Here is an 18,507-nt window from a genome sequence, read left to right on the forward strand (position 1 = left end):
AAGCCTTTTATAAATCAATGACGAATGCGTGACATTCGTTTAGCCGCCGAAGTCATCCAATAGGATATTTTCGTCTTCAACACCTAAGTCTTTTAGCATGTTGATTACGGCTGCGTTCATCATCGGCGGCCCACACATGTAGTACTCACAGTCTTCAGGCGCTTCGTGGTCCTTAAGATAGTTATCGTACAATACGTTGTGGATAAAGCCAGTATAGCCTTCCCAGTTGTCCTCTGGTTGAGGATCAGAAAGCGCTACGTGCCACACGAAGTTATCGTTTTCTGCAGCTAGACCGTCAAAGTCTTCAACATAGAACATCTCACGCTTAGAGCGTGCACCGTACCAGAAGCTCATCTTACGATCTGAGTTCAAACGCTTCAGCTGGTCGAAGATGTGTGAACGCATCGGTGCCATACCTGCACCACCACCGACAAAGACCATCTCTGCGTCAGTTTCTTTAGCGAAGAATTCACCAAATGGACCAGAAATTGTCACCTTATCGCCTTCTTTAAGCGACCAGATGTACGATGACATCTTACCGCAAGGTAGGCTTAGGTTGTTTGGCGGCGGCGTAGCAATACGCACGTTCAACATGATGATGCCAAACTCTTCTGGGTAGTTCGCCATTGAGTAAGCACGGATAGTTTCTTCGTCTACTTTTGACTCTAGGTCAAAGAAGCCGAAACGCTCCCAATCAGGACGATACTCTTCAGGAATATCAAAGTCCTTGTATTTAACGTGGTGAGCAGGTGCTTCAATTTGAATGTAACCACCGGCGCGGAAAGGTACAACCTCACCGTCTGGGATCTTAAGCTTAAGCTCTTTGATGAAGGTTGCTTTGTTATCGTTAGAGATAACTTCACAATCCCACTTCTTGATCCCGAAGATAGACTCTTCTAGCTCAATCTCCATGTCGCTTTTAACAGCAACCTGACACGCAAGACGACAGCCCTGACGTGCTTCACCTTTAGAGATGTGGTCAAGTTCGGTCGGCAGGATATCACCACCGCCCTCTTTAACATCAACACGACACTGGCCACATGAGCCACCGCCACCACATGCAGAAGATACGAAAATACCTGCATCTGCTAGGGCACCCAGTAGCTTGCTACCTGGTGATGTTGTAATTGCTTTGTCAGGATCACCATTGATCCCGATGGTGACGTCACCTGTGGGTACTAGCTTTGATTTGGCCGCAATGATGACCAAAACCAGCATAACCACGATAGCGACGAATACACCTACGCCTAAATATACCTCAAGCATGATTTCTCCTCGCTACCTTATAGTGAAATACCAGAGAATGACATAAAGCCCAGACCCATCAGGCCTACTGTGATAAAGGTAATACCTAAACCACGCAAACCATCAGGAACGTCTGAGTACTTCATCTTCTCGCGAATACCCGCTAGCAACGTGATTGCCAGCGCCCAACCTACACCAGAACCAAGGCCGAAGACCACTGACTCACCGAAGTTGTAATTACGCTCTACCATGAACGATACCGCACCGAAAATCGCACAGTTTACCGTGATCAATGGTAGGAAGATGCCCAACGCGTTATAAAGCGGTGGGAAGAACTTATCCAATGCCATTTCTAGGATTTGTACTAGGGCAGCAATAACACCGATGAACGTCAAAAAGCGCAAGAAGCTTAAATCAGCGTCAGGGAACCCCAACCACTCCAGTGCGCCAGGCGCTAATACCGCGTGATAAACTAAGTTATTCACCGGTACGGCAATACCCAGTACGAAGATAACCGCTACACCTAGACCAATTGAGGTTTTTACTTTCTTTGATACCGCAAGGAAAGTACACATCCCCAAGAAGAAGGCAAGCGCCAGGTTTTCAATGAAAACCGCTTTAACAAATAAGTTAAGATATTGTTCCACGACTCGCCCCTTATTTCGCTTCTACTTGGTCTTTCTTATAAGTGCGTAGCACCCAAATGAATAGACCGATGATGAAGAATGCACTAGGCGGCAGGATCAATAGACCCATAGGCTGATACCAGCCACCGTCTTGTACTAATGGGATGATTTCTACGTCGAACAGCGACCCTTTACCGAATAGCTCACGAATGAAACCAACAGTCAGTAGTACTACTGAGTAGCCTAAGCCATTACCAATACCGTCTAGGAAAGACATAAACGGCGGTGACTTCATCGCGTACGCTTCAGCACGACCCATTACGATACAGTTGGTGATAATCAAACCAACGAATACCGACAGTTCTTTCGCTGTTGCATACGAGAAGGCTTGCAGTACCTGGTCCACCACGATTACCAGTGAGGCAATGATGGTCATCTGTACGATGATCCGCACACTTGATGGGATCTGGTTACGAATCATAGAGATAAACAAACTTGAGAAGCCCGTTACTAGGGTCAATGCAATTGACATGATCAATGCATTTTTCAAGCTTGATGTTACTGCTAGCGCCGAACAAATACCGAGTACTTGCAGAGCGATAGGGTTATTTGCGAAGACTGGTCCAAATAGAACCGACTTCATTTCTTTAGTATCAGCCATTATTTCAACGCTCCTTCACGTACTTTCGCAAGGAAAGGACCAAAGCCGTTTTCACCTGTCCAATAATCAACTGTGTTATCAACACCGTTTGAGGTCAGGGTTGCGCCAGAGAGACCGTCTACTTCGTGCTCGTTGTCAGCACCGCTTTTCACTAAGTCTACCGGCAGCTCTTTGCCTTGCCACTGAGCCGTCCAAGCTGGGTTTTGGATTTCACCACCTAGACCTGGGGTTTCGTTGTGCTTGTAGAAGATGATGTTTTTAACAGTTTCGCCATCACTTTCAAGAGCTAAGAAGCCATACATAACACCCCAAAGGCCATAACCTTGGATTGGTAGAATGATTGACTTCACTGAGCCGTCATCGGCACGGTTAATGTAAACCGGTGCTTCCGTAGTACGACGTTGAATGCCCGCTTTGTCTTGCTCTTTTGGCAACTTAATGCTCATATCGGCGTCAAACTTACTCTTTTCGAAGTCGTAAGATTTGATCCACTCGCTGCGAGCTTGCTCAGAGTCAAACTCAACTTGTTGGCCGTTATTAACATCAACAACGATGGTTTCAATGTTTTCGTCATACGTAGCTTGCACGTCTTTGACATCATTAAATCCAGCGGCTGAAAGAATATTGCTTTGAATATCCTTTAATTTATTTTCTTGCTGCAGCGGGCGCAATTGCACCGATGCGAACGATACGATAACCGCACACACCAAACATAGCGAAACAACTACACCGAGCGTTTTACCGATTGATTCGTTATTACTGGACACGTGCCAATCTCCTCTTGATGTTTGACTGCGCTACGAAGTGGTCGAATAGCGGTGCAAATAGGTTTGCAAACAAGATAGCGAGCATCATGCCTTCAGGGTATGCCGGGTTAACCACGCGGATCATCACCACCATAAAACCAATCAGTGCACCATAGGCCCACTTACCTCTATCGGTAAATGACGCTGATACCGGGTCGGTTGCCATAAAGAACATACCAAACGCAAAGCCACCAAGGACTAAGTGCCAGTGCCAAGGCATTGCAAACGCGGTGTTGGTGTCTGAACCGATAAAGTTAAGCAGCGTTGCAGTGACGACCATACCCAAGAAAGTACCTAGCACGATACGCCAAGAAGCGATACGCACATAGATTAGGAACAAACCACCTAATAAGATTGCTAGGGTTGATGTTTCACCCATAGAACCTTGAATGAAACCGTAAAACGCATTCCACCATAGCTCCATGTTGGCATAATCAAGCGCACCTGTTGCCGCTTGGCCTAGGTAAGTCGCGCCAGAGAAACCATCAACGGCGGTCCACACTGTGTCACCTGAAATCTGCGCCGGATAGGCGAAGAACAGGAACGCACGGCCAGCAAGCGCAGGGTTCAAGAAGTTACGACCTGTACCACCGAATACCTCTTTGGCGATAACCACACCGAAGGTAATACCTAGGGCAACTTGCCAAAGAGGAATAGTTGCAGGCAGGATCAATGCAAATAGAACAGAGGTAACGAAGAAACCTTCGTTTACTTCGTGCTTACGTATTGACGCGAATAGCACTTCCCAGAAGCCACCGACACCAAAGGTAACGGCATAAATTGGCAGGAAGAAACAGGCACCGTAGAACATTTTCGCGCCCCAGCCTGAATCAGCAGTGAGCTCACCGCCTAACAGTTGGAACAATCCTACTTGCCAAGAATCACCCAATGCAAAACCGTTTGCTAACGCTTCTGCCGCTTGGTGGCCAATGTTAAACATGCCAAAGAACATGGCAGGGAACGTTGCCATCCACACTAAAATCATAATACGTTTTAGGTCGATGTTATCACGAACGTGAGTACCGCCTTTGTTGACATAGCCAGGGGTATAAAAAATAGTCGCAACTGCTTCATACAGTGCGTACCACTTTTCATGCTTACCACCCGCTTCAAAATGCGGTTCGATATCTTCTAAAAATTTCTTCAAGCCCATTTTAGCCTTCCTTCTCGATTGTTGTCAGGCAGTCACGAAGGATAGAACCGTATTCGTATTTACCTGGACAAACGAAGGTACACAACGCTAAATCTTCTTCGTCTAGCTCCAACGCGCCGAGTGAAATTGCCCCATCTAGGTCACGCGAGATTAAATCGCGCAGTAATAAGGTAGGCAAAATATCAAGCGGCATCACGCGCTCATAGTTACCGATTGGTACCATCGCACGTTTTGAACCACCGGTTGATGTGGTCATGTTGAACAAACGGCTTGGCGCTAAGTGGCCTAAGAAGGTACGCGTTACAGAGAACTTGTTGCTGCCTGGAGCAATCCAGCCGAACAACTCTTTCTCACGACCCTCTAGCAGCACCGACACTTGCGTGTGATAACGGCCAAGGAACGCATGTGGACCCGTTGCATTGGTACCAGAAAGTACTGAGCCTGAAATGATACGGTTGTCACCGTCTTCCAGTTCACCAGACACTAACTCATCCAAAGCAGCACCGATCTGTGTTTTCACCAAACGTGGGTTCTTAACACGTGGGCCGGCTAAAGAAATCACACGCGGAGTGTAAATTTCACCACTTAGGAAAAGGTGACCGTAAGCGATCACATCTTGGTAGCCCAAGTGCCATACCTGCTTCGATGCAGACACTGCATCTAGGTGATGAATGTGAGTACCAACAAGACCTGCAGGGTGCTTACCGCCAAACTCATGAACTTCTACAGAAGCCACAGAAGAGCTAGGCACTTGAGCACCGGCTTGTTTACACACAAACACTTTGCCTTCTGTAAGACGAGAGACAACCGCTAAACCAGCTTCAAATGCTTCCGCATTCTCAGCAATAATTACAGCTGGATCAGCTGCAAGCGGATTAGTGTCCATCGCTGTTACAAAGATAGAGCTAGGTTTGGTATCAACAGCGGGTACTTTGCTGAATGGGCGGGTGCGAAGCGCAGTCCATTGACCTGAGTTAACTAACTGGTCAACCACCTTTTGGCGGTCAAGGTTAGCGAGCTCACCCTGGTCGAACTTTGCAAAGGTTTCCTGCTCGTTGCCATCGATTTCGATCACAACAGATTGCAGCACACGTTTTGCACCACGATTGATTTCTTTAACTACCCCGGCGGCCGGTGCAGTGTAGATAACGCCAGGATTCTTTTTGTCTTCAAAAAGAACTTGGCCTTTTTTCACTTGGTCATCCACACGAACTCGCATGGTAGGACGCATGCCGATATATTCTTCACCTAGCACGGCTACTCGTTTGACGGGTTGACCGTCGTGAATAACTTGCTGAGGTGCGCCCTCTATCGGTAGATCCAGACCTTTTTTTATGTTGATCATACGCACTTGCATTACATTAACGGAAAGAAACTTAAAATCTTACCAACCACGCTGCTAAGTTGGCCGAGTTGAGTGATGGCCGCGTAAAAGGCGGTTCGCTTATTGCTCGGTGCGCACTTACGCACTTGTGCAAGCAAAAGTCGTCCACACGATTAATACAAACGGTATAAAAGAGCACCCATTTCGGTTAGTGAGCAAAGCAACGCAGTGAACTTGTCACATATCTGCCGAATTTTAACATCAATCACGGCGACTATGCGAGTTAAAAAGTAAAAATTATCTAAGCAATCCGAGCTAAAATTAGTGAATAAACTTCAATATAGACCAAAGTCTTAATTTCACAGCCTGAGATTGTAAAAACACAAAAAAGCCAGTCTATTGACTGGCTTTCTATGTAAAACAGCGATACTTAAACGAGATTGTTGATTTCAACCTCAGGGTTAACATCACTTTCGTAGTCAACACCGTCTAAATCAAAACCGAACAGGTGTAAAAACTCACGATGATAACCAACATAATCGGTTAGCTCGTCAATACTGTCGGTATCCACCTGATCCCAAATATGCTGCACTCGTTGCTGCACATCGTCTTCAAGCTCTTTGTAGTTCTGGAATAAATGACCGCCTTCGTCAAAGCGCGGCGTTTCGCCGTACAGGTTCTCTTTAAACAACGCGGTAATTTGCTCGATAGTCCCCTCATAGGTGCCATCTTCTTTCATCACTTTGAACAGCGCAGAGATATACAAAGGCATAATCGGTATTGCCGAGCTGGCTTGCGTGACCACTGCATTAAGAGAGCTCACATAAGCCTCACCGGAGATATCAGCGGTAGATGCTTTAATTTCCTGAACGGCACGGTCCAAGTCTTCTTTGGCTTTGCCTATTGTGGCGTGACCGTAAATCGGCCAGGTCAGCTCTTTACCAATGTAGGTGTAAGCGGTGGTTTTAAAGTTATCGGCAAGCACGCCTGCTTCATTTAAAGCATCAATCCACAGCTGCCAATCTTCACCACCCATGACTTTCACGGTATTGGCAATTTCTTCATCACTGGCAGCCTCAACGCTTACTTCATCAATAATACGCTTTGAAGTATTGAGGTTCTTGGTGGTCACGCCTTCACCGATAGGCTTGAGTGTGGAAGAGAAGGTTTCACCGGTTTTTGGATCGGTACGACGCGGCGAAGCAAGGGAATAGATAACTAAATCAATTTTGCCTAATTCATTTTTAATAACATCAATCGTCTTTTCTTTGATTTCATCAGAAAAGGCATCACCATTGATATTTTTTGCCCACAAGCCCGCTTCATCGGCTGCATTTTGAAAAGCAGCGGTGTTGTACCATCCCGCAGAACCTGTTTTCTTTTCTGTACCTGGCTTTTCGAAAAACACGCCCAATGTTTTGGCGCCATGACCAAAGGCAGAAACAATACGTGAAGCCAAGCCATAGCCGGTTGACGAGCCAATGACCAGGACGTTTTTAGGGCCCTGCCCTAAATCACCTTGGCGTTTTACGTAATCTATTTGTTGTTGTACGTGCGCTGCACAGCCCGCAGGATGAGCGTTAGTGCAGATAAAACCACGAATTTTAGGCTTAATGACCATGATAAAATTCCATATCGTTGCCGAAAAATTTAGCGCTAGTGTAACGACTAAAGCCCATTACACAGGTCTGATGACTTTACTTAATCGAATTTGGAGCCACCTAAACAATTAGGAGACTGCGGAGCTTGCCCCTGTCGCTCACTGAACTCTTCAGGTGTGTAAGCATGAATCGCAAGGGCATGAATGTGTTCGCGCAACTCATCGGCCAACACCTCATTAATCGCGCGGTGGCGCTGTAATAAGCGTTGGCCGCTGAATTGCTCACTGACCACAGTGACTTTGAAATGAGAATCTTCACCTCGGGCGTGCATTTGGCTTTCGTTTTCCACATGTAAATGCTTGCACGCAATGGCAGCAGCGAGTTTTTGCTCTATCTGAGTTTGCATAGACATAAATTACTGACTCGTCAGCGTAAACTGGAGCATTACTATAACAAAGAAGCGTCAATGTGGCGAAACGTTAAGTTAATGCGCCCTTGGGTCACTTTACGCTGCTTCGGTAGACTGTGCTCGAAGTGTTGCTGGCTTTGGCCTTTCATGATCAGCAAACTACCGTGACGCAAAGGCACATCTGTCACCACCCGCGAGTGCTTATGGCGTAATTTGAACTTACGCAGCGCTCCTAAGGATAACGATGCAATGGTCGGCTGCGCTCCAAGCTCAGGTTCATCGTCAGCATGCCACCCCATACTATCGAGACCGTTGCGATAATAATTAACCAGTACCGCATTAAATTTGCACCCTAGCTGATTTTTAAGGCGCTCCCGCATGCGCGCCAAAGGTTCAGGCCAGGGCATAGGCGAAAACACTTGCTTCGAGTATTCATACGCGCTGTCGGGATCGCCGATATAGGCCTGTAAACGAGGTATAGGATGCCATTTACCGAAAACGTGTATGCTTGGCTGTTGCCAAGCCAAATTATCACGCAAATAATGATAGAGCTGGGTGGCCTTATCAGCACTCAGCGCCTGCAGCTGATAGTGAAACATGTCTGCTGGTAGCTCATCGGGCAACAGGTTGCCGGTATCAGTGTTAAACACCTTCGAATTCCCATCCATCGTGGTAAACTAGCGCTACTATCCGTTACACATTGACCGTTATGATAACATCCGCCCTACTCGGTGGCACCCACTACACCCTACACCGCTTTCCTCTGGAGCAAAAAAACCGTAGCCTACAGGCGTGGGATGCCGCCGACGAGTACTTAATTGATTATGTCAAAGAGCATCATCCCAGTGCAAAAAAGCTGCTTATATTAAATGACGACTTTGGTGCCCTCGCCTGCGCTTTGCATCAATTTGATATTAGTGCGCTCAGTGACTCGTACGTGGCCCACCAAGCTTGGCATTATAACTTGGCGCAAAATGCCTTAGATGAAAGTAATTTCACTGCACTTAGCAGCATGGATAAACTGGACGACTATGATTTAGTCATCGGCAGAATTCCTAAAAACAGTGGCTACCTGCAACATCAACTGGCCCAGTTATCACAGACATTAAGCCCAAACACGCTGGTGATCTTAGGGGGCAAAACTAAAGCTGTTCATACCTCAACAATCAATCTCGTATCGCGCTACATAGGCCCAGCAAGCACCACCTTGGCGGTGAAAAAAGCGCGGCTTATCACCGCCTCTATGCACAATAAAGCGCAACAAAGCCCTTTTCCTAAGAGTTGGTCGCTCGAAGGCACTCCTTACACCCTGCATAATCACGCTAATGTATTTTCTCGCGATTCATTGGATATTGGCGCTCGCTTTTTCAGCAACTACCTACCGCAGTCCAAAAAAGCACTGCGCATTGTAGATTTGGGTTGTGGCAATGGCGTCATTGGTCTGCTTACTTTGGCTCAATGCCCACAAGCACACCTCACTTTCGTTGATGAATCATGCATGGCAGTGGCCTCAGCACGACTTAATGTTGAACAAAACCACGAACATGATTTGCACCGTTGCCAATTTGTGCAGTCAGATTGTTTAACAGGGTTTGCCGCTGCCAGCCAAGACCTGATCTTATGTAACCCGCCGTTTCATCAACAAAACGCGATTACCGACCATATTGCTTGGCAAATGTTTAATGACGCGAAAAAAGTATTGCGCCCCGGCGGCGAGCTTCGTATCGTAGGCAACCGACATTTACAATACCATGAGAAACTTAACCGTTTATTCGGTGGTCATAAGCTGCTGGGTTCGAATAAAAAGTTCGTCGTGTTAAGTGCAAAAAAATAGGTAGGATCATGAGCAACACAGTTATTCGTCTTTTTCTCTTGAGCGCCGCACTGGTTACTGTGAGCGGGTGCGCTAACCGCGCAGCCGAGGCTATTCTTGACCCACAATACCAAGGCGGTCAATATCATCAATTTAATCAAACAGTATCACTGCAAGTGAATGACCAGCGTGCTAATAAAGCCACTGTGATAGTGAGCGATGGCGAGCATTCACAACAGCAGCTCACTCAAGGGCTTAATAGCAAACTCACGCGGGTGTTTGAGCAAGGTTTACAACGCAATGGGGCTCAGGTCAGCGCCATGGGAGCCACCCATATCCGTATTGCTATTCATGATTTACACGCTCATGTTGAACAAAACACCGTCGATCATAACAGTACTGCGAAGATTGCCCTACAGGTGTTCGTGCAGCGTAATGGTAGTCAATTCAATAAAATGTATAATGGCCAAAGCCAGTTCAGCGGCCCATTTGGTTATGATCAAGCCAAAGTAGAAGCGCAGCTTAATAAGCAGATTGAGCAACTGGTAATTCGTATAATGAACGACCCTGAACTGAACAATTACATGCAAAAGGGAGCATCATGAACACTCGTTTTCTTGGCACACTTACCGCCGTATTCCTTACTTTCTTTATCAGCTTGCCCACACTCGCGGCTGTACAAGGTCAATTTGTGCAAAAGGACAACCTCTTCCCACGAGTAGAATTCGCCACCAGTGAAGGAAAGGTTGTTGTTGAGCTAGACCGCTCACGAGCACCAATTACGGTCAATAATTTCCTAACATACGTACAAGACGGCAGTTATAAAGGATCGGTGTTTCATCGGGTTGAACGCGACGAAGAAAACGACCGCGACTTTGTCATCCAAGGGGGTGGCTACGACAAGAATTATGACGGTCTGCATGAGAATGACCCTATTTTTAATGAAAGCGGCAGCGGCCTGGAAAACGATATGTATACCATTGCCATGGCTTACCAAGACCGCAAGCCGCATTCTGCAACGCGTCAGTTTTTCTTCAACATGGATAATAATGACCACCTAAATCCAGGCAGTGATTGGGGTTTTGCGGTGTTTGGCTCCGTCGTAGAGGGGTTTGAAACTTTAGATAAAATCATGCGTGTCGAGACCGACTACCAAGAGAAAATAGGCTATTCCTACGTTCCTAAACAACCGGTTATCATTTTCAATATTAAAGTACTCGAAGCGCAACCTTATTAGTTTTCAGCTATGGGCGGTCGTCACCGCCCGTATCCTCCCAAAATCTCAAGTAAGCCGTCATCATGAGCCATAACCCCGTATCACTTCAGACTTTTTTCAATTACTTTCGTGATCGCCGCTTACTCACTATTTTTATTTTTGGCATCAGCAGCGGCTTTCCTTGGGTGTTGATCGGCTCGGTGATGAGTGCGTGGCTTAAAGATGAGGGCTTAAGCCGCAGTATGATTGGCTTATTTGGCATGGTGTTTAGTGCCTACTCTATTAACTTCCTGTGGTCACCTTTGGTTGATCGGGTAAAAATTCCTTATGTGACTGCCTGGCTTGGGCAACGCCGAAGTTGGTTGCTTTGCTGTCAGTGCGTGATATTACTGGGCACGCTGGCTATGGCTTTTGTTGATATAGGCGCACAGCTGTATCTAGTGGCGCTGCTTGCCCTGGTAATTGCCACTGCTTCTGCCACTCAAGATATTGCAATTGATGCTTATCGTATTGATATTTTGGATGAAAATGAAAGTGAAAAGATGTCGGCGGCGGCGGCAATGGCAACCTGTGGTTGGTGGACAGGTTATGCTCTACTCGGTGCCATGCCTTTTTTCGCCGCTGATATCCCCGGCATTGAATGGCCAGATGTCTACCTCGCATTGGCGCTGATAGTCGCCGCTCTCATTGCCTATGTGTTTGTTGCTAACGAACCACTGTCAAACCGTGAGCATGTTCATGAACAGTTGGAACATCAGTATCAGCAAAAGTTACAACAACATTCTAACGCTCTTCCGTTAGTATTGAAAAAAACCTTGGCTTGGTTAGGAGTCACCATCATCGAGCCGCTACGCAGCTTTTTTGCTAAAAATGGCGTGAAAACCGCTATTGCTCTGCTAGCGTTTATTTTCTTATTCAAAATTGGTGAGGCATTTTTAGCGCGAATGTCCATCGTTTTCTACAAAGAAGTGGGCTTTAGCAATTCCGATATTGCCACCTTTTCGAAACTCGGTACAGCGGTACTAACGATTATTTTCGCGTTCCTAGGGAGTTTATTCAATGCCCGCTTTGGTATTGTAAAAGGGCTATTTATCAGTGGCGTGGCAATGGCCGCATCGAATTTAATGTTTTCTTGGATAGCCGTTGCTGGCCCTAAGCTACATTTATATGCGTTAGCCATCATTTTAGACGGTTTTACTCAAGCTTGGTCACTGGTTGCTATGGTTGCGTTTATTTCCATGCTGTGCGATCGCGCTTTCAGCGCTACGCACTACGCGCTGCTGGCTTCATTGGGCAACCTGGGGCGCACTTTGCTCTCTGGATACAGTGGTGTGGTGGTTGATGATTGGCTTCACGGCGACTGGTCCACGTTCTTTATACTGACTGCACTTATGGTGCTGCCATCACTACTATTTTTATATCTAATCAGAAAACGGTTATACCAGCTTGAACAACAGTATCATGCACGTTCAGCGAAGGTTAAAGAATAATTGGTAGGGTATAGGAAGAAGAACCTAGAGCCCTTCCTGGGCTCTGGTTTATCGGTATTACGCTTGTTCTTGAAGTAGTGATAGACCTTCATAAGGGTCAACTTCAAGGGCGTCGCAATAACGCATGAACTCAATAACATCTAAACGACGTTCTTGGTTTTCTATTTTACCGATAAAAGAGTGCGGCGTGCCCAAAACTTGAGCCAAGCTGCGCATAGTGTGGCCTTTTTCATGGCGTTTGTCTTTTAGCCACTTTGTTAGTCTTCCGTTTTCTTCGGAAGAAACGGTTTTACCCATCATAATTACATCTCCTACTAGATGAATTGCTATACATATCACGGTTGATAAATAGGATTGAATGAAATTTGCCCGTCTCATTCACGCGGTATTAAACCACATGTCCTATTTTAGGTATAGTTTATATACAAAAATTTACCTAATTCCGGCGCGAGAATTTTCACTGCAATTTTCGCAATGAATCACGCACTAGAGTTTAACAAGATATTAATTAATTTCACTCATAAAATCGATAGTTTATTTTTACCTTTAGCGTTAGGTACTTATAAGCTAATATGAAGGAAAATAGGGAATTTAGGGGAAAAAATGCTCAGATTGCTCTTTATCTTGCCAATTCTTTTGTGTTTATTGTGGTGGCTTTTTCTCCATTACAACCGAATACCGCTAAAACAAGGTCGTAAAGGGTTTGTGTATATTGTTGCTTTCTCCACCTTAGTTTTAGGTTTCTTCACCTTGATGCTATTTGTTACCAATACTCCACTAGAATAACGTTCAACCACAAAAAATGCCGCGAATGCGGCATTTTTTTCGATTTCTGATTCAACCTAATGCTTACACGCTAAAGCTAGCACCACAGCCACAGGTTGTAGTGGCATTCGGGTTATTCACAAAAAAGCGTGACCCCTCAAGCCCTTCGGTATAATCGACTTCACCGTCAACTAGGTATTGAATACTCATTGGGTCGACCACTAAGGTAACACCATTTTTTTCTATCTGCATGTCGCCTGGATTGGCCTGCTCCGCAAACGTGAAGCCATACTGAAAACCTGAACAGCCGCCACCAGTGACATAAACGCGCAGCATCAATGAAGGATTCTCTTCCTCTTCAATAAGCTGCTTTACACGCGCAGCAGCGGCATCACTGAATTTAATTGGTAATTGCTCGGACATACTATTTCTCTCACTGCTCATTTACTGCGAATTATCTAATACCCGACTAAGTTAATCAAGTATTGCCGCGCGAAAGCATCATAACATGACTTAAGTGCGACACCAGTGCAGCCTGCAACCATTGCTCTGACAAAGTGTGACGTTAAACAAGGATTTATATATAAACCTTTGGTAGACTTAAGCGCACTCCATAGTCATTAAGAACAAAGGAATAGGTATGCAACTAGAGGCGCTAAGACGACGCCTTGCTCGCCCTAAAACCTCAATCCAGCTTTGCCTTCTCGGTATTGCCGCAGGTTTGATTGCAGCGGGATTAATTATTCTATTTCGTTTGACTATTGTGTTAGTACAAAACATCTTTCTAGATAATTTTGATGACTTTACCACCTTATCGGCATTAGAACGGTTTTTACTGCCTGTTGGCGCAGCCTGTATTATCGCACTGTTTGCCTACCTTACTGGCTTTAAGCACTACCGCCTTGGTATTCCCTTTGTTATTCACCGTATGAAAATGCACTACGGACAAATGCCTTTTTATAACACAGTAAACCAGTTCTTTGGCGGTGCTCTAGCATTGATTAGTGGTTTTTCGGTAGGTCGTGAAGGCCCCTCCGTTCATATGGGCGCAACAGGCGCAAGCATGCTTGCTAACCAGCTCCACCTGCCCTATAACGCCATGCGGACACTCAGCGGTTGTGGCGTAGCCGCAGGGATTGCTGCCTCCTTTAACACCCCTTTGGCAGCGGTAATTTTCGTTATGGAAGTGGTCCTACGTGAATACAAAGTGCATATCTTTGTTCCTATTATGCTCGCCGCCGTTACCGGGGCTTTAGCCACTCAGTTCGTTTTTGGTGATGACATAGAGTTAGCGCTCATCAGCGTTACTCCACTGAGCTTTTGGCATTATCCCTACTTAGTCATTTGCGGCATGACCTTAGGCGCCATCGCCTATGCCTTTAACAAAAATCTGATGCTCATTATTCGCACCTTTAAACCCTTATCAATGCTGCCACGATTGATTATTGCCGGTATTATTGCCGGTGGCATCGGTTACTTGGTGCCGCAAGCAATGGGCTCGGGAATGAGCGCCATTACTATCGCTACTCATTCACCGGATAATGTACAACTGCTGCTGACCATATTAATCGCTAAACTACTGGCGACATTGTTTGCCATCGGCTTAGGTATACCTGGCGGCCTGATTGGCCCGGTTATTGGTTTGGGAGTTATTATGGGCACCTTAATGTCATTTTTCGCCCACCTTGTTGCCCCGGGCACCGACGTTGCTGGCACTTATGGCGTATTAGGCATGGCCGGATTACTCGCCGCGACTCTGCATGCGCCACTGGCATCGCTGACAGCGGTGATGGAGCTCACTTCCAGTCCGCAAATTATAGTTCCAGCAATGTTAGTGATTGTGACCGCTTACGTCACCGCCTTACAAGTGTTTGGCAACCGCTCTATTTTCCTACAGCAACTCGACTTTCAGGGGCTGACATACCAAGTATCTCCAGCCACGGAGGCACTGCAAAAAGTCGGTATCATGGCAGAGATGAATGAGGACTTTAAGCTGCTATACGCCGAGGACAAAGAGCAAATCAAAGAGTCTTTGGATAATCTCGACGGACAAACGCCACTGATTGTTTATGATGAAGAAAATGGCTACCGGCTCGCGGAATATGATCTTAATTTAATGTCTGAGGAAAATATCAATATCCGCTACGTTACGCTCGAAGGGGTGAGCTCACAGGCCACCCTATCGGATGCCTTCGATGTGCTCAAAGACAAGCGCAGCGGCGCCGTGTATGTGTATGATATGCACGATCACAAAGAAATCCTGGGAATTATGCGCTGGGATCAAATCCGCCACATTCTCACTATTCGTAATGCCTTACTCTAACTGGGAAGTACAATGTCACTGATTTTGGTATATAAAGCTCTACACCTATTTTTCATGGTTGCCTGGTTCGCTGGTATTTTTTATTTACCACGCTTGTTTGTTTATCACGCGCTCAACGAAGAGAAATCATGCAGCTCTATGCTAAAAGTTATGGAGCGCCGGTTACTCCTGTTCGTTACCCCGTTTGCGATTTTAACTGCGGTGTTTGGGGTACTGATGATCGTCGAGTATGGCCGCGAGTGGTTTCGCGCTAGCATGTGGCTGCACTACAAACTCACTTTAGTGCTTATTTTGTACGCCTATCATGGCTACTGTTTTAAACTATTAAGTGATTTTAAACACGACAAAAACACCCGTAGTGATCGGTTTTATCGTATTTTCAATGAACTTCCCGTGTTAGTACTGCTGGCCATCATCTTTTTGGCAGTATTAAAGCCGGCACTCTAAAAATTAGAAAAAATCTGCTATAGTGCGCCTCCAAACGCGGTGGCGTACTTGCGGCTTACACTCGATGGCGGTGTTAGCCCCAACGTACCCTCATACTGTCTCACTTTATTGTTTGGGAAGACCTCCATGCTACGCTTCTTAGGTGAAAACATTCTGTCTGTAAATCAACTTGATAGAGAAAGTATCGAGCATATATTTGCAGTGGCTAAACGGATGGAACCTTATGCCAAAAAACAAAAACGCACAAAAGTGCTCGAAGGGGCGATTCTTGCGAATCTATTTTTTGAGCCTAGCACCCGTACACGGGTCAGCTTTGGCACCGCCTTTAACTTGCTAGGCGGATTAGTGCGCGAGACAACAGGCATGCAAAGCTCCGCTTTGGCCAAAGGGGAATCCCTCTACGATACCGCACGCGTCATTTCTGCTTATGCCGATGCTGTCGCTATGCGCCACCCCGATGCCGGCTCCGTGGCTGAGTTTGCCACCGGCTGTAGCGTCCCTGTACTTAATGGCGGTGATGGCCCCAACGAGCATCCCACTCAAGCACTACTCGACTTGTTAACCATCGACCGCGAGTTAAACCGCTTTGGCCAAAAAATTGATGGCATGCATATCGCTCTAGTCGGCGACCTAAAATATGGTCGTACCGTGCATTCGTTATCCAAGTTGCTATGTCATTATAAAGACGTGCGCTTTACCATGGTTGCCCCGGATGGCTTGCAAATGCCACAAACCATTCTAGACAGCGTCAGCGATGCCGGCCACCACATTGTCCTTGCCGATAAGATGGAAGGTAATCTGGCCGCTGATATCGTCTACCAAACTCGCATTCAAGAAGAGCGCTTTCCAAGCCAAGAAGAAGCCAATAAATACCGTGGTGGTTTTCGTATTTCCCAGTCCATCTACAACGCCCATTGCAAGCCCAGTTCAGTGCTGATGCACCCGTTGCCACGTGATAGTCGCAGCGATGCCAATGAATTAGATAATGATTTAAATGCCAATGATAATTTAGCGATTTTCCGCCAAGTTCAAAATGGTGTGTTAATTCGTATGGCGCTGTTTGCATTAACCCTTGGGGTCGAGAACCAAGTAGAAAAGTATGAAACCACAGTACCGTGGTTCAGCCGTAAACGTGAAGACTAAAACCGACGTGTATGCATATCGCTAAGGGGCCCTGCCCCGTCTGGATACGCAGTTAAACTTACACAGGCTCAGATTCGTAAACATGCCAAATGAGCTGCTACACACTTAAAAGGTCAACTGACCCGAATTTATAGGAAGCATTATGAGCAAAAGCCAAGACTTATATTCCCGCGCCCAAGCCTCTATTCCCGGTGGCGTTAATTCTCCCGTACGTGCTTTCAATGGTGTAGGTGGTACGCCATTGTTTATCACTCATGCCGAAGGTGCATACACCTATGATGCCGATGGCAAAAAATACATCGACTATGTGGGCTCTTGGGGACCGATGATTTTAGGCCACAACCACCCTGAAATTAAACAAGCAGTACATCAAGCGGTAGAGCGCGGCTTGAGCTATGGCGCACCTACCGAAGCCGAAATTGATATGGCTGAGAAGGTAAAAGAATTAGTACCTTCTATTGATTCGGTTCGCATGGTTAACTCTGGTACAGAAGCCACCATGAGCGCGATTCGCTTGGCGCGTGGTTACACCGGTCGCGATAAGATTCTAAAGTTTGAAGGCTGCTATCACGGCCACGCTGACTCTTTGCTGGTTAAAGCAGGCTCTGGGGCATTAACCATGGGTGTGCCAAACTCGCCAGGGATCCCAGAAGATTTTGCCAAACACACCCTCACTGTGTCGTTCAATAACCTTGACGAAGTGAAGGCTATTTTTGCCGAGTATCTACAAGACATCGCCTGTATTATTATCGAGCCGGTGGCTGGCAATATGAATTGCATTCCACCGCAACCTGGCTTTTTAGAGGGCCTGCGTGAAATTTGCGATGAACACGGCAGCGTACTGATCTTCGATGAAGTAATGACCGGCTTTCGCGTTGCACTAGGCGGTGCTCAAGCTTATTACAATATTACCCCTGACCTGACCTGTTTAGGTAAAGTGATCGGCGGCGGCATGCCGGTGGGCGCTTTTGGCGGTAAACAAGCAATTATGGACTATATCGCGCCAGTTGGGCCTGTTTATCAAGCCGGTACTCTCTCTGGGAACCCCATCGCCATGGCTGCTGGCTTAAAAGCCTTGCAGCTGCTCAGCGAGCCAGGTTTACATGAGCAGCTGGAAGCGAAGAGTAAGGCGCTGTGTAGCGGTTTCCAAGCGGCCGCTGACAAAGCAGGGATCGCCCTAACAACTAACTATGCAGGCGGTATGTTTGGCTTTTTCTTTACCGACGCCGAGCAGGTAAGCAGCTACCAGCAAGCTACCGAATGTGACCTTGAGCGTTTTAAGCGCTTTTTCCACCTAATGCTAGAAGAGGGGGTGTACCTCGCTCCATCAGCGTTTGAGGCTGGGTTTGTATGCGCCGCTCATGGCGATGAGCAAATAGAAGCAACGATTGCCGCCGCTGAGCGTGCATTTGCAAAGCTATAAGGCGGTAAAGCCATAAACCCATGGTTCATTAGCTGACAAAAAGCCGCCCTTGAGGCGGCTTT

20 protein-coding genes are annotated in these 18,507 nt (G+C 46.6%); 9 read left to right on the top strand and 11 right to left on the bottom strand.

Going from position 1 to position 18,507, the window contains the following annotated elements:
* Positions 1-39 precede the first annotated feature (39 nt).
* The 9 genes from nqrF to MHM95_RS07785 form a co-directional block, all read right to left on the bottom strand.
* The gene (gene nqrF / locus MHM95_RS07745; protein WP_045980502.1) at positions 40-1,266 is read right to left on the bottom strand and encodes an NADH:ubiquinone reductase (Na(+)-transporting) subunit F; all 1,227 of its coding nucleotides are present in this window, start codon (positions 1,264-1,266) and stop codon (positions 40-42) included.
* Between the two features lie 17 nt (positions 1,267-1,283).
* Positions 1,284-1,892, bottom strand: coding sequence for an NADH:ubiquinone reductase (Na(+)-transporting) subunit E (gene nqrE, locus MHM95_RS07750; protein WP_022944569.1), 609 nt, complete (start codon positions 1,890-1,892; stop codon positions 1,284-1,286).
* A gap of 10 nt (positions 1,893-1,902) precedes the next feature.
* Positions 1,903-2,532, bottom strand: a complete 630-nt coding sequence (locus MHM95_RS07755) for an NADH:ubiquinone reductase (Na(+)-transporting) subunit D (RefSeq protein ID WP_022944570.1) — start codon at positions 2,530-2,532, stop codon at positions 1,903-1,905.
* Complete coding sequence (locus MHM95_RS07760; RefSeq protein WP_022944571.1) at positions 2,532-3,299, bottom strand: Na(+)-translocating NADH-quinone reductase subunit C; 768 nt, start codon at positions 3,297-3,299, stop codon at positions 2,532-2,534. Before MHM95_RS07760 ends, MHM95_RS07755 begins: the two co-directional genes overlap by 1 nt.
* Positions 3,289-4,491, bottom strand: coding sequence for an NADH:ubiquinone reductase (Na(+)-transporting) subunit B (locus MHM95_RS07765; RefSeq protein WP_022944572.1), 1,203 nt, complete (start codon positions 4,489-4,491; stop codon positions 3,289-3,291). Before MHM95_RS07765 ends, MHM95_RS07760 begins: the two co-directional genes overlap by 11 nt.
* A 1-nt stretch (position 4,492) precedes the next feature.
* Positions 4,493-5,836, bottom strand: coding sequence for a Na(+)-translocating NADH-quinone reductase subunit A (locus tag MHM95_RS07770; RefSeq protein WP_239384970.1), 1,344 nt, complete (start codon positions 5,834-5,836; stop codon positions 4,493-4,495).
* Positions 5,837-6,245: 409 nt separating this feature from the next.
* Positions 6,246-7,436, bottom strand: coding sequence for an enoyl-ACP reductase FabV (gene fabV, locus MHM95_RS07775; protein WP_045980501.1), 1,191 nt, complete (start codon positions 7,434-7,436; stop codon positions 6,246-6,248).
* Between the two features lie 80 nt (positions 7,437-7,516).
* Complete coding sequence (locus MHM95_RS07780; protein ID WP_239384971.1) at positions 7,517-7,828, bottom strand: BolA family protein; 312 nt, start codon at positions 7,826-7,828, stop codon at positions 7,517-7,519.
* Positions 7,829-7,863: 35 nt separating this feature from the next.
* The gene (locus tag MHM95_RS07785) at positions 7,864-8,475 is read right to left on the bottom strand and encodes an alpha-ketoglutarate-dependent dioxygenase AlkB (protein ID WP_239384972.1); all 612 of its coding nucleotides are present in this window, start codon (positions 8,473-8,475) and stop codon (positions 7,864-7,866) included.
* 59 nt (positions 8,476-8,534) lie between these two features.
* Between MHM95_RS07785 and MHM95_RS07790 the strand changes: the two genes are divergently transcribed.
* The 4 genes from MHM95_RS07790 to MHM95_RS07805 all read left to right on the top strand — a co-directional run bounded on the left by MHM95_RS07790 (position 8,535) and on the right by MHM95_RS07805 (position 12,344).
* Complete coding sequence (locus tag MHM95_RS07790; protein WP_239384973.1) at positions 8,535-9,659, top strand: methyltransferase; 1,125 nt, start codon at positions 8,535-8,537, stop codon at positions 9,657-9,659.
* Between the two features lie 8 nt (positions 9,660-9,667).
* Complete coding sequence (locus MHM95_RS07795) at positions 9,668-10,243, top strand: YajG family lipoprotein (RefSeq protein ID WP_022944578.1); 576 nt, start codon at positions 9,668-9,670, stop codon at positions 10,241-10,243.
* The gene (locus MHM95_RS07800) at positions 10,240-10,875 is read left to right on the top strand and encodes a peptidylprolyl isomerase (RefSeq protein WP_239384974.1); all 636 of its coding nucleotides are present in this window, start codon (positions 10,240-10,242) and stop codon (positions 10,873-10,875) included. Before MHM95_RS07795 ends, MHM95_RS07800 begins: the two co-directional genes overlap by 4 nt.
* Before the next feature lie 62 nt (positions 10,876-10,937).
* Positions 10,938-12,344, top strand: a complete 1,407-nt coding sequence (locus tag MHM95_RS07805; protein ID WP_239384975.1) for an MFS transporter — start codon at positions 10,938-10,940, stop codon at positions 12,342-12,344.
* Between the two features lie 57 nt (positions 12,345-12,401).
* Here MHM95_RS07805 and MHM95_RS07810 read toward each other — a convergent pair whose 3' ends face one another.
* Positions 12,402-12,644, bottom strand: a complete 243-nt coding sequence (locus MHM95_RS07810) for a helix-turn-helix transcriptional regulator (protein ID WP_022944581.1) — start codon at positions 12,642-12,644, stop codon at positions 12,402-12,404.
* A gap of 303 nt (positions 12,645-12,947) precedes the next feature.
* Between MHM95_RS07810 and MHM95_RS07815 the strand changes: the two genes are divergently transcribed.
* Positions 12,948-13,130: a hypothetical protein gene (locus MHM95_RS07815; protein WP_081604397.1), complete on the top strand. Its 183-nt coding sequence runs from the start codon at positions 12,948-12,950 to the stop codon at positions 13,128-13,130.
* A 63-nt stretch (positions 13,131-13,193) separates the two neighbouring features.
* On the opposite strand, the gene erpA is transcribed toward MHM95_RS07815, so the two are convergent.
* Positions 13,194-13,532: an iron-sulfur cluster insertion protein ErpA gene (gene erpA, locus MHM95_RS07820; protein WP_022944582.1), complete on the bottom strand. Its 339-nt coding sequence runs from the start codon at positions 13,530-13,532 to the stop codon at positions 13,194-13,196.
* A 217-nt stretch (positions 13,533-13,749) separates the two neighbouring features.
* On the opposite strand from erpA, the gene MHM95_RS07825 reads away from it, so the two are divergent.
* The 4 genes from MHM95_RS07825 to hemL all read left to right on the top strand — a co-directional run bounded on the left by MHM95_RS07825 (position 13,750) and on the right by hemL (position 18,445).
* Entirely contained in the window at positions 13,750-15,432 is a 1,683-nt protein-coding gene (locus MHM95_RS07825; RefSeq protein WP_022944583.1) for a chloride channel protein, read from the top strand.
* A 12-nt stretch (positions 15,433-15,444) separates the two neighbouring features.
* The gene (locus tag MHM95_RS07830) at positions 15,445-15,879 is read left to right on the top strand and encodes a CopD family protein (protein WP_022944584.1); all 435 of its coding nucleotides are present in this window, start codon (positions 15,445-15,447) and stop codon (positions 15,877-15,879) included.
* 126 nt (positions 15,880-16,005) lie between these two features.
* Positions 16,006-17,022 carry an aspartate carbamoyltransferase gene (locus MHM95_RS07835; protein WP_053910567.1) on the top strand — a complete coding sequence of 339 codons (1,017 nt, stop codon included), beginning with the start codon at positions 16,006-16,008 and terminating at the stop codon, positions 17,020-17,022.
* Between the two features lie 142 nt (positions 17,023-17,164).
* Entirely contained in the window at positions 17,165-18,445 is a 1,281-nt protein-coding gene (gene hemL, locus MHM95_RS07840) for a glutamate-1-semialdehyde 2,1-aminomutase (protein ID WP_239384976.1), read from the top strand.
* Positions 18,446-18,507 lie beyond the last annotated feature (62 nt).

Origin of the sequence: Pseudoalteromonas sp. CnMc7-15, assembly GCF_022347925.1 — a bacterium.
In the GTDB taxonomy this organism is placed as follows: Bacteria; Pseudomonadota; Gammaproteobacteria; order Enterobacterales; family Alteromonadaceae; genus Pseudoalteromonas; species Pseudoalteromonas ruthenica.

What these genes read in the sequence shown, in the direction of transcription:
- fabV (WP_045980501.1), bottom strand. Translation starts at nt 7,436, where the DNA reads ATGGTCATTAAGCCTAAAATTCGTGGTTTTATCTGCACTAACGCTCAT.
- MHM95_RS07825 (WP_022944583.1), top strand. Translation starts at nt 13,750, where the DNA reads ATGCAACTAGAGGCGCTAAGACGACGCCTTGCTCGCCCTAAAACCTCA.
- MHM95_RS07810 (WP_022944581.1), bottom strand. Translation starts at nt 12,644, where the DNA reads ATGATGGGTAAAACCGTTTCTTCCGAAGAAAACGGAAGACTAACAAAG.
- MHM95_RS07835 (WP_053910567.1), top strand. Translation starts at nt 16,006, where the DNA reads ATGCTACGCTTCTTAGGTGAAAACATTCTGTCTGTAAATCAACTTGAT.
- MHM95_RS07815 (WP_081604397.1), top strand. Translation starts at nt 12,948, where the DNA reads ATGCTCAGATTGCTCTTTATCTTGCCAATTCTTTTGTGTTTATTGTGG.
- MHM95_RS07790 (WP_239384973.1), top strand. Translation starts at nt 8,535, where the DNA reads ATGATAACATCCGCCCTACTCGGTGGCACCCACTACACCCTACACCGC.
- MHM95_RS07800 (WP_239384974.1), top strand. Translation starts at nt 10,240, where the DNA reads ATGAACACTCGTTTTCTTGGCACACTTACCGCCGTATTCCTTACTTTC.
- erpA (WP_022944582.1), bottom strand. Translation starts at nt 13,532, where the DNA reads ATGTCCGAGCAATTACCAATTAAATTCAGTGATGCCGCTGCTGCGCGT.
- MHM95_RS07795 (WP_022944578.1), top strand. Translation starts at nt 9,668, where the DNA reads ATGAGCAACACAGTTATTCGTCTTTTTCTCTTGAGCGCCGCACTGGTT.
- nqrF (WP_045980502.1), bottom strand. Translation starts at nt 1,266, where the DNA reads ATGCTTGAGGTATATTTAGGCGTAGGTGTATTCGTCGCTATCGTGGTT.
- MHM95_RS07780 (WP_239384971.1), bottom strand. Translation starts at nt 7,828, where the DNA reads ATGTCTATGCAAACTCAGATAGAGCAAAAACTCGCTGCTGCCATTGCG.
- MHM95_RS07830 (WP_022944584.1), top strand. Translation starts at nt 15,445, where the DNA reads ATGTCACTGATTTTGGTATATAAAGCTCTACACCTATTTTTCATGGTT.
- MHM95_RS07755 (WP_022944570.1), bottom strand. Translation starts at nt 2,532, where the DNA reads ATGGCTGATACTAAAGAAATGAAGTCGGTTCTATTTGGACCAGTCTTC.
- MHM95_RS07805 (WP_239384975.1), top strand. Translation starts at nt 10,938, where the DNA reads ATGAGCCATAACCCCGTATCACTTCAGACTTTTTTCAATTACTTTCGT.
- MHM95_RS07765 (WP_022944572.1), bottom strand. Translation starts at nt 4,491, where the DNA reads ATGGGCTTGAAGAAATTTTTAGAAGATATCGAACCGCATTTTGAAGCG.
- hemL (WP_239384976.1), top strand. Translation starts at nt 17,165, where the DNA reads ATGAGCAAAAGCCAAGACTTATATTCCCGCGCCCAAGCCTCTATTCCC.
- MHM95_RS07770 (WP_239384970.1), bottom strand. Translation starts at nt 5,836, where the DNA reads ATGATCAACATAAAAAAAGGTCTGGATCTACCGATAGAGGGCGCACCT.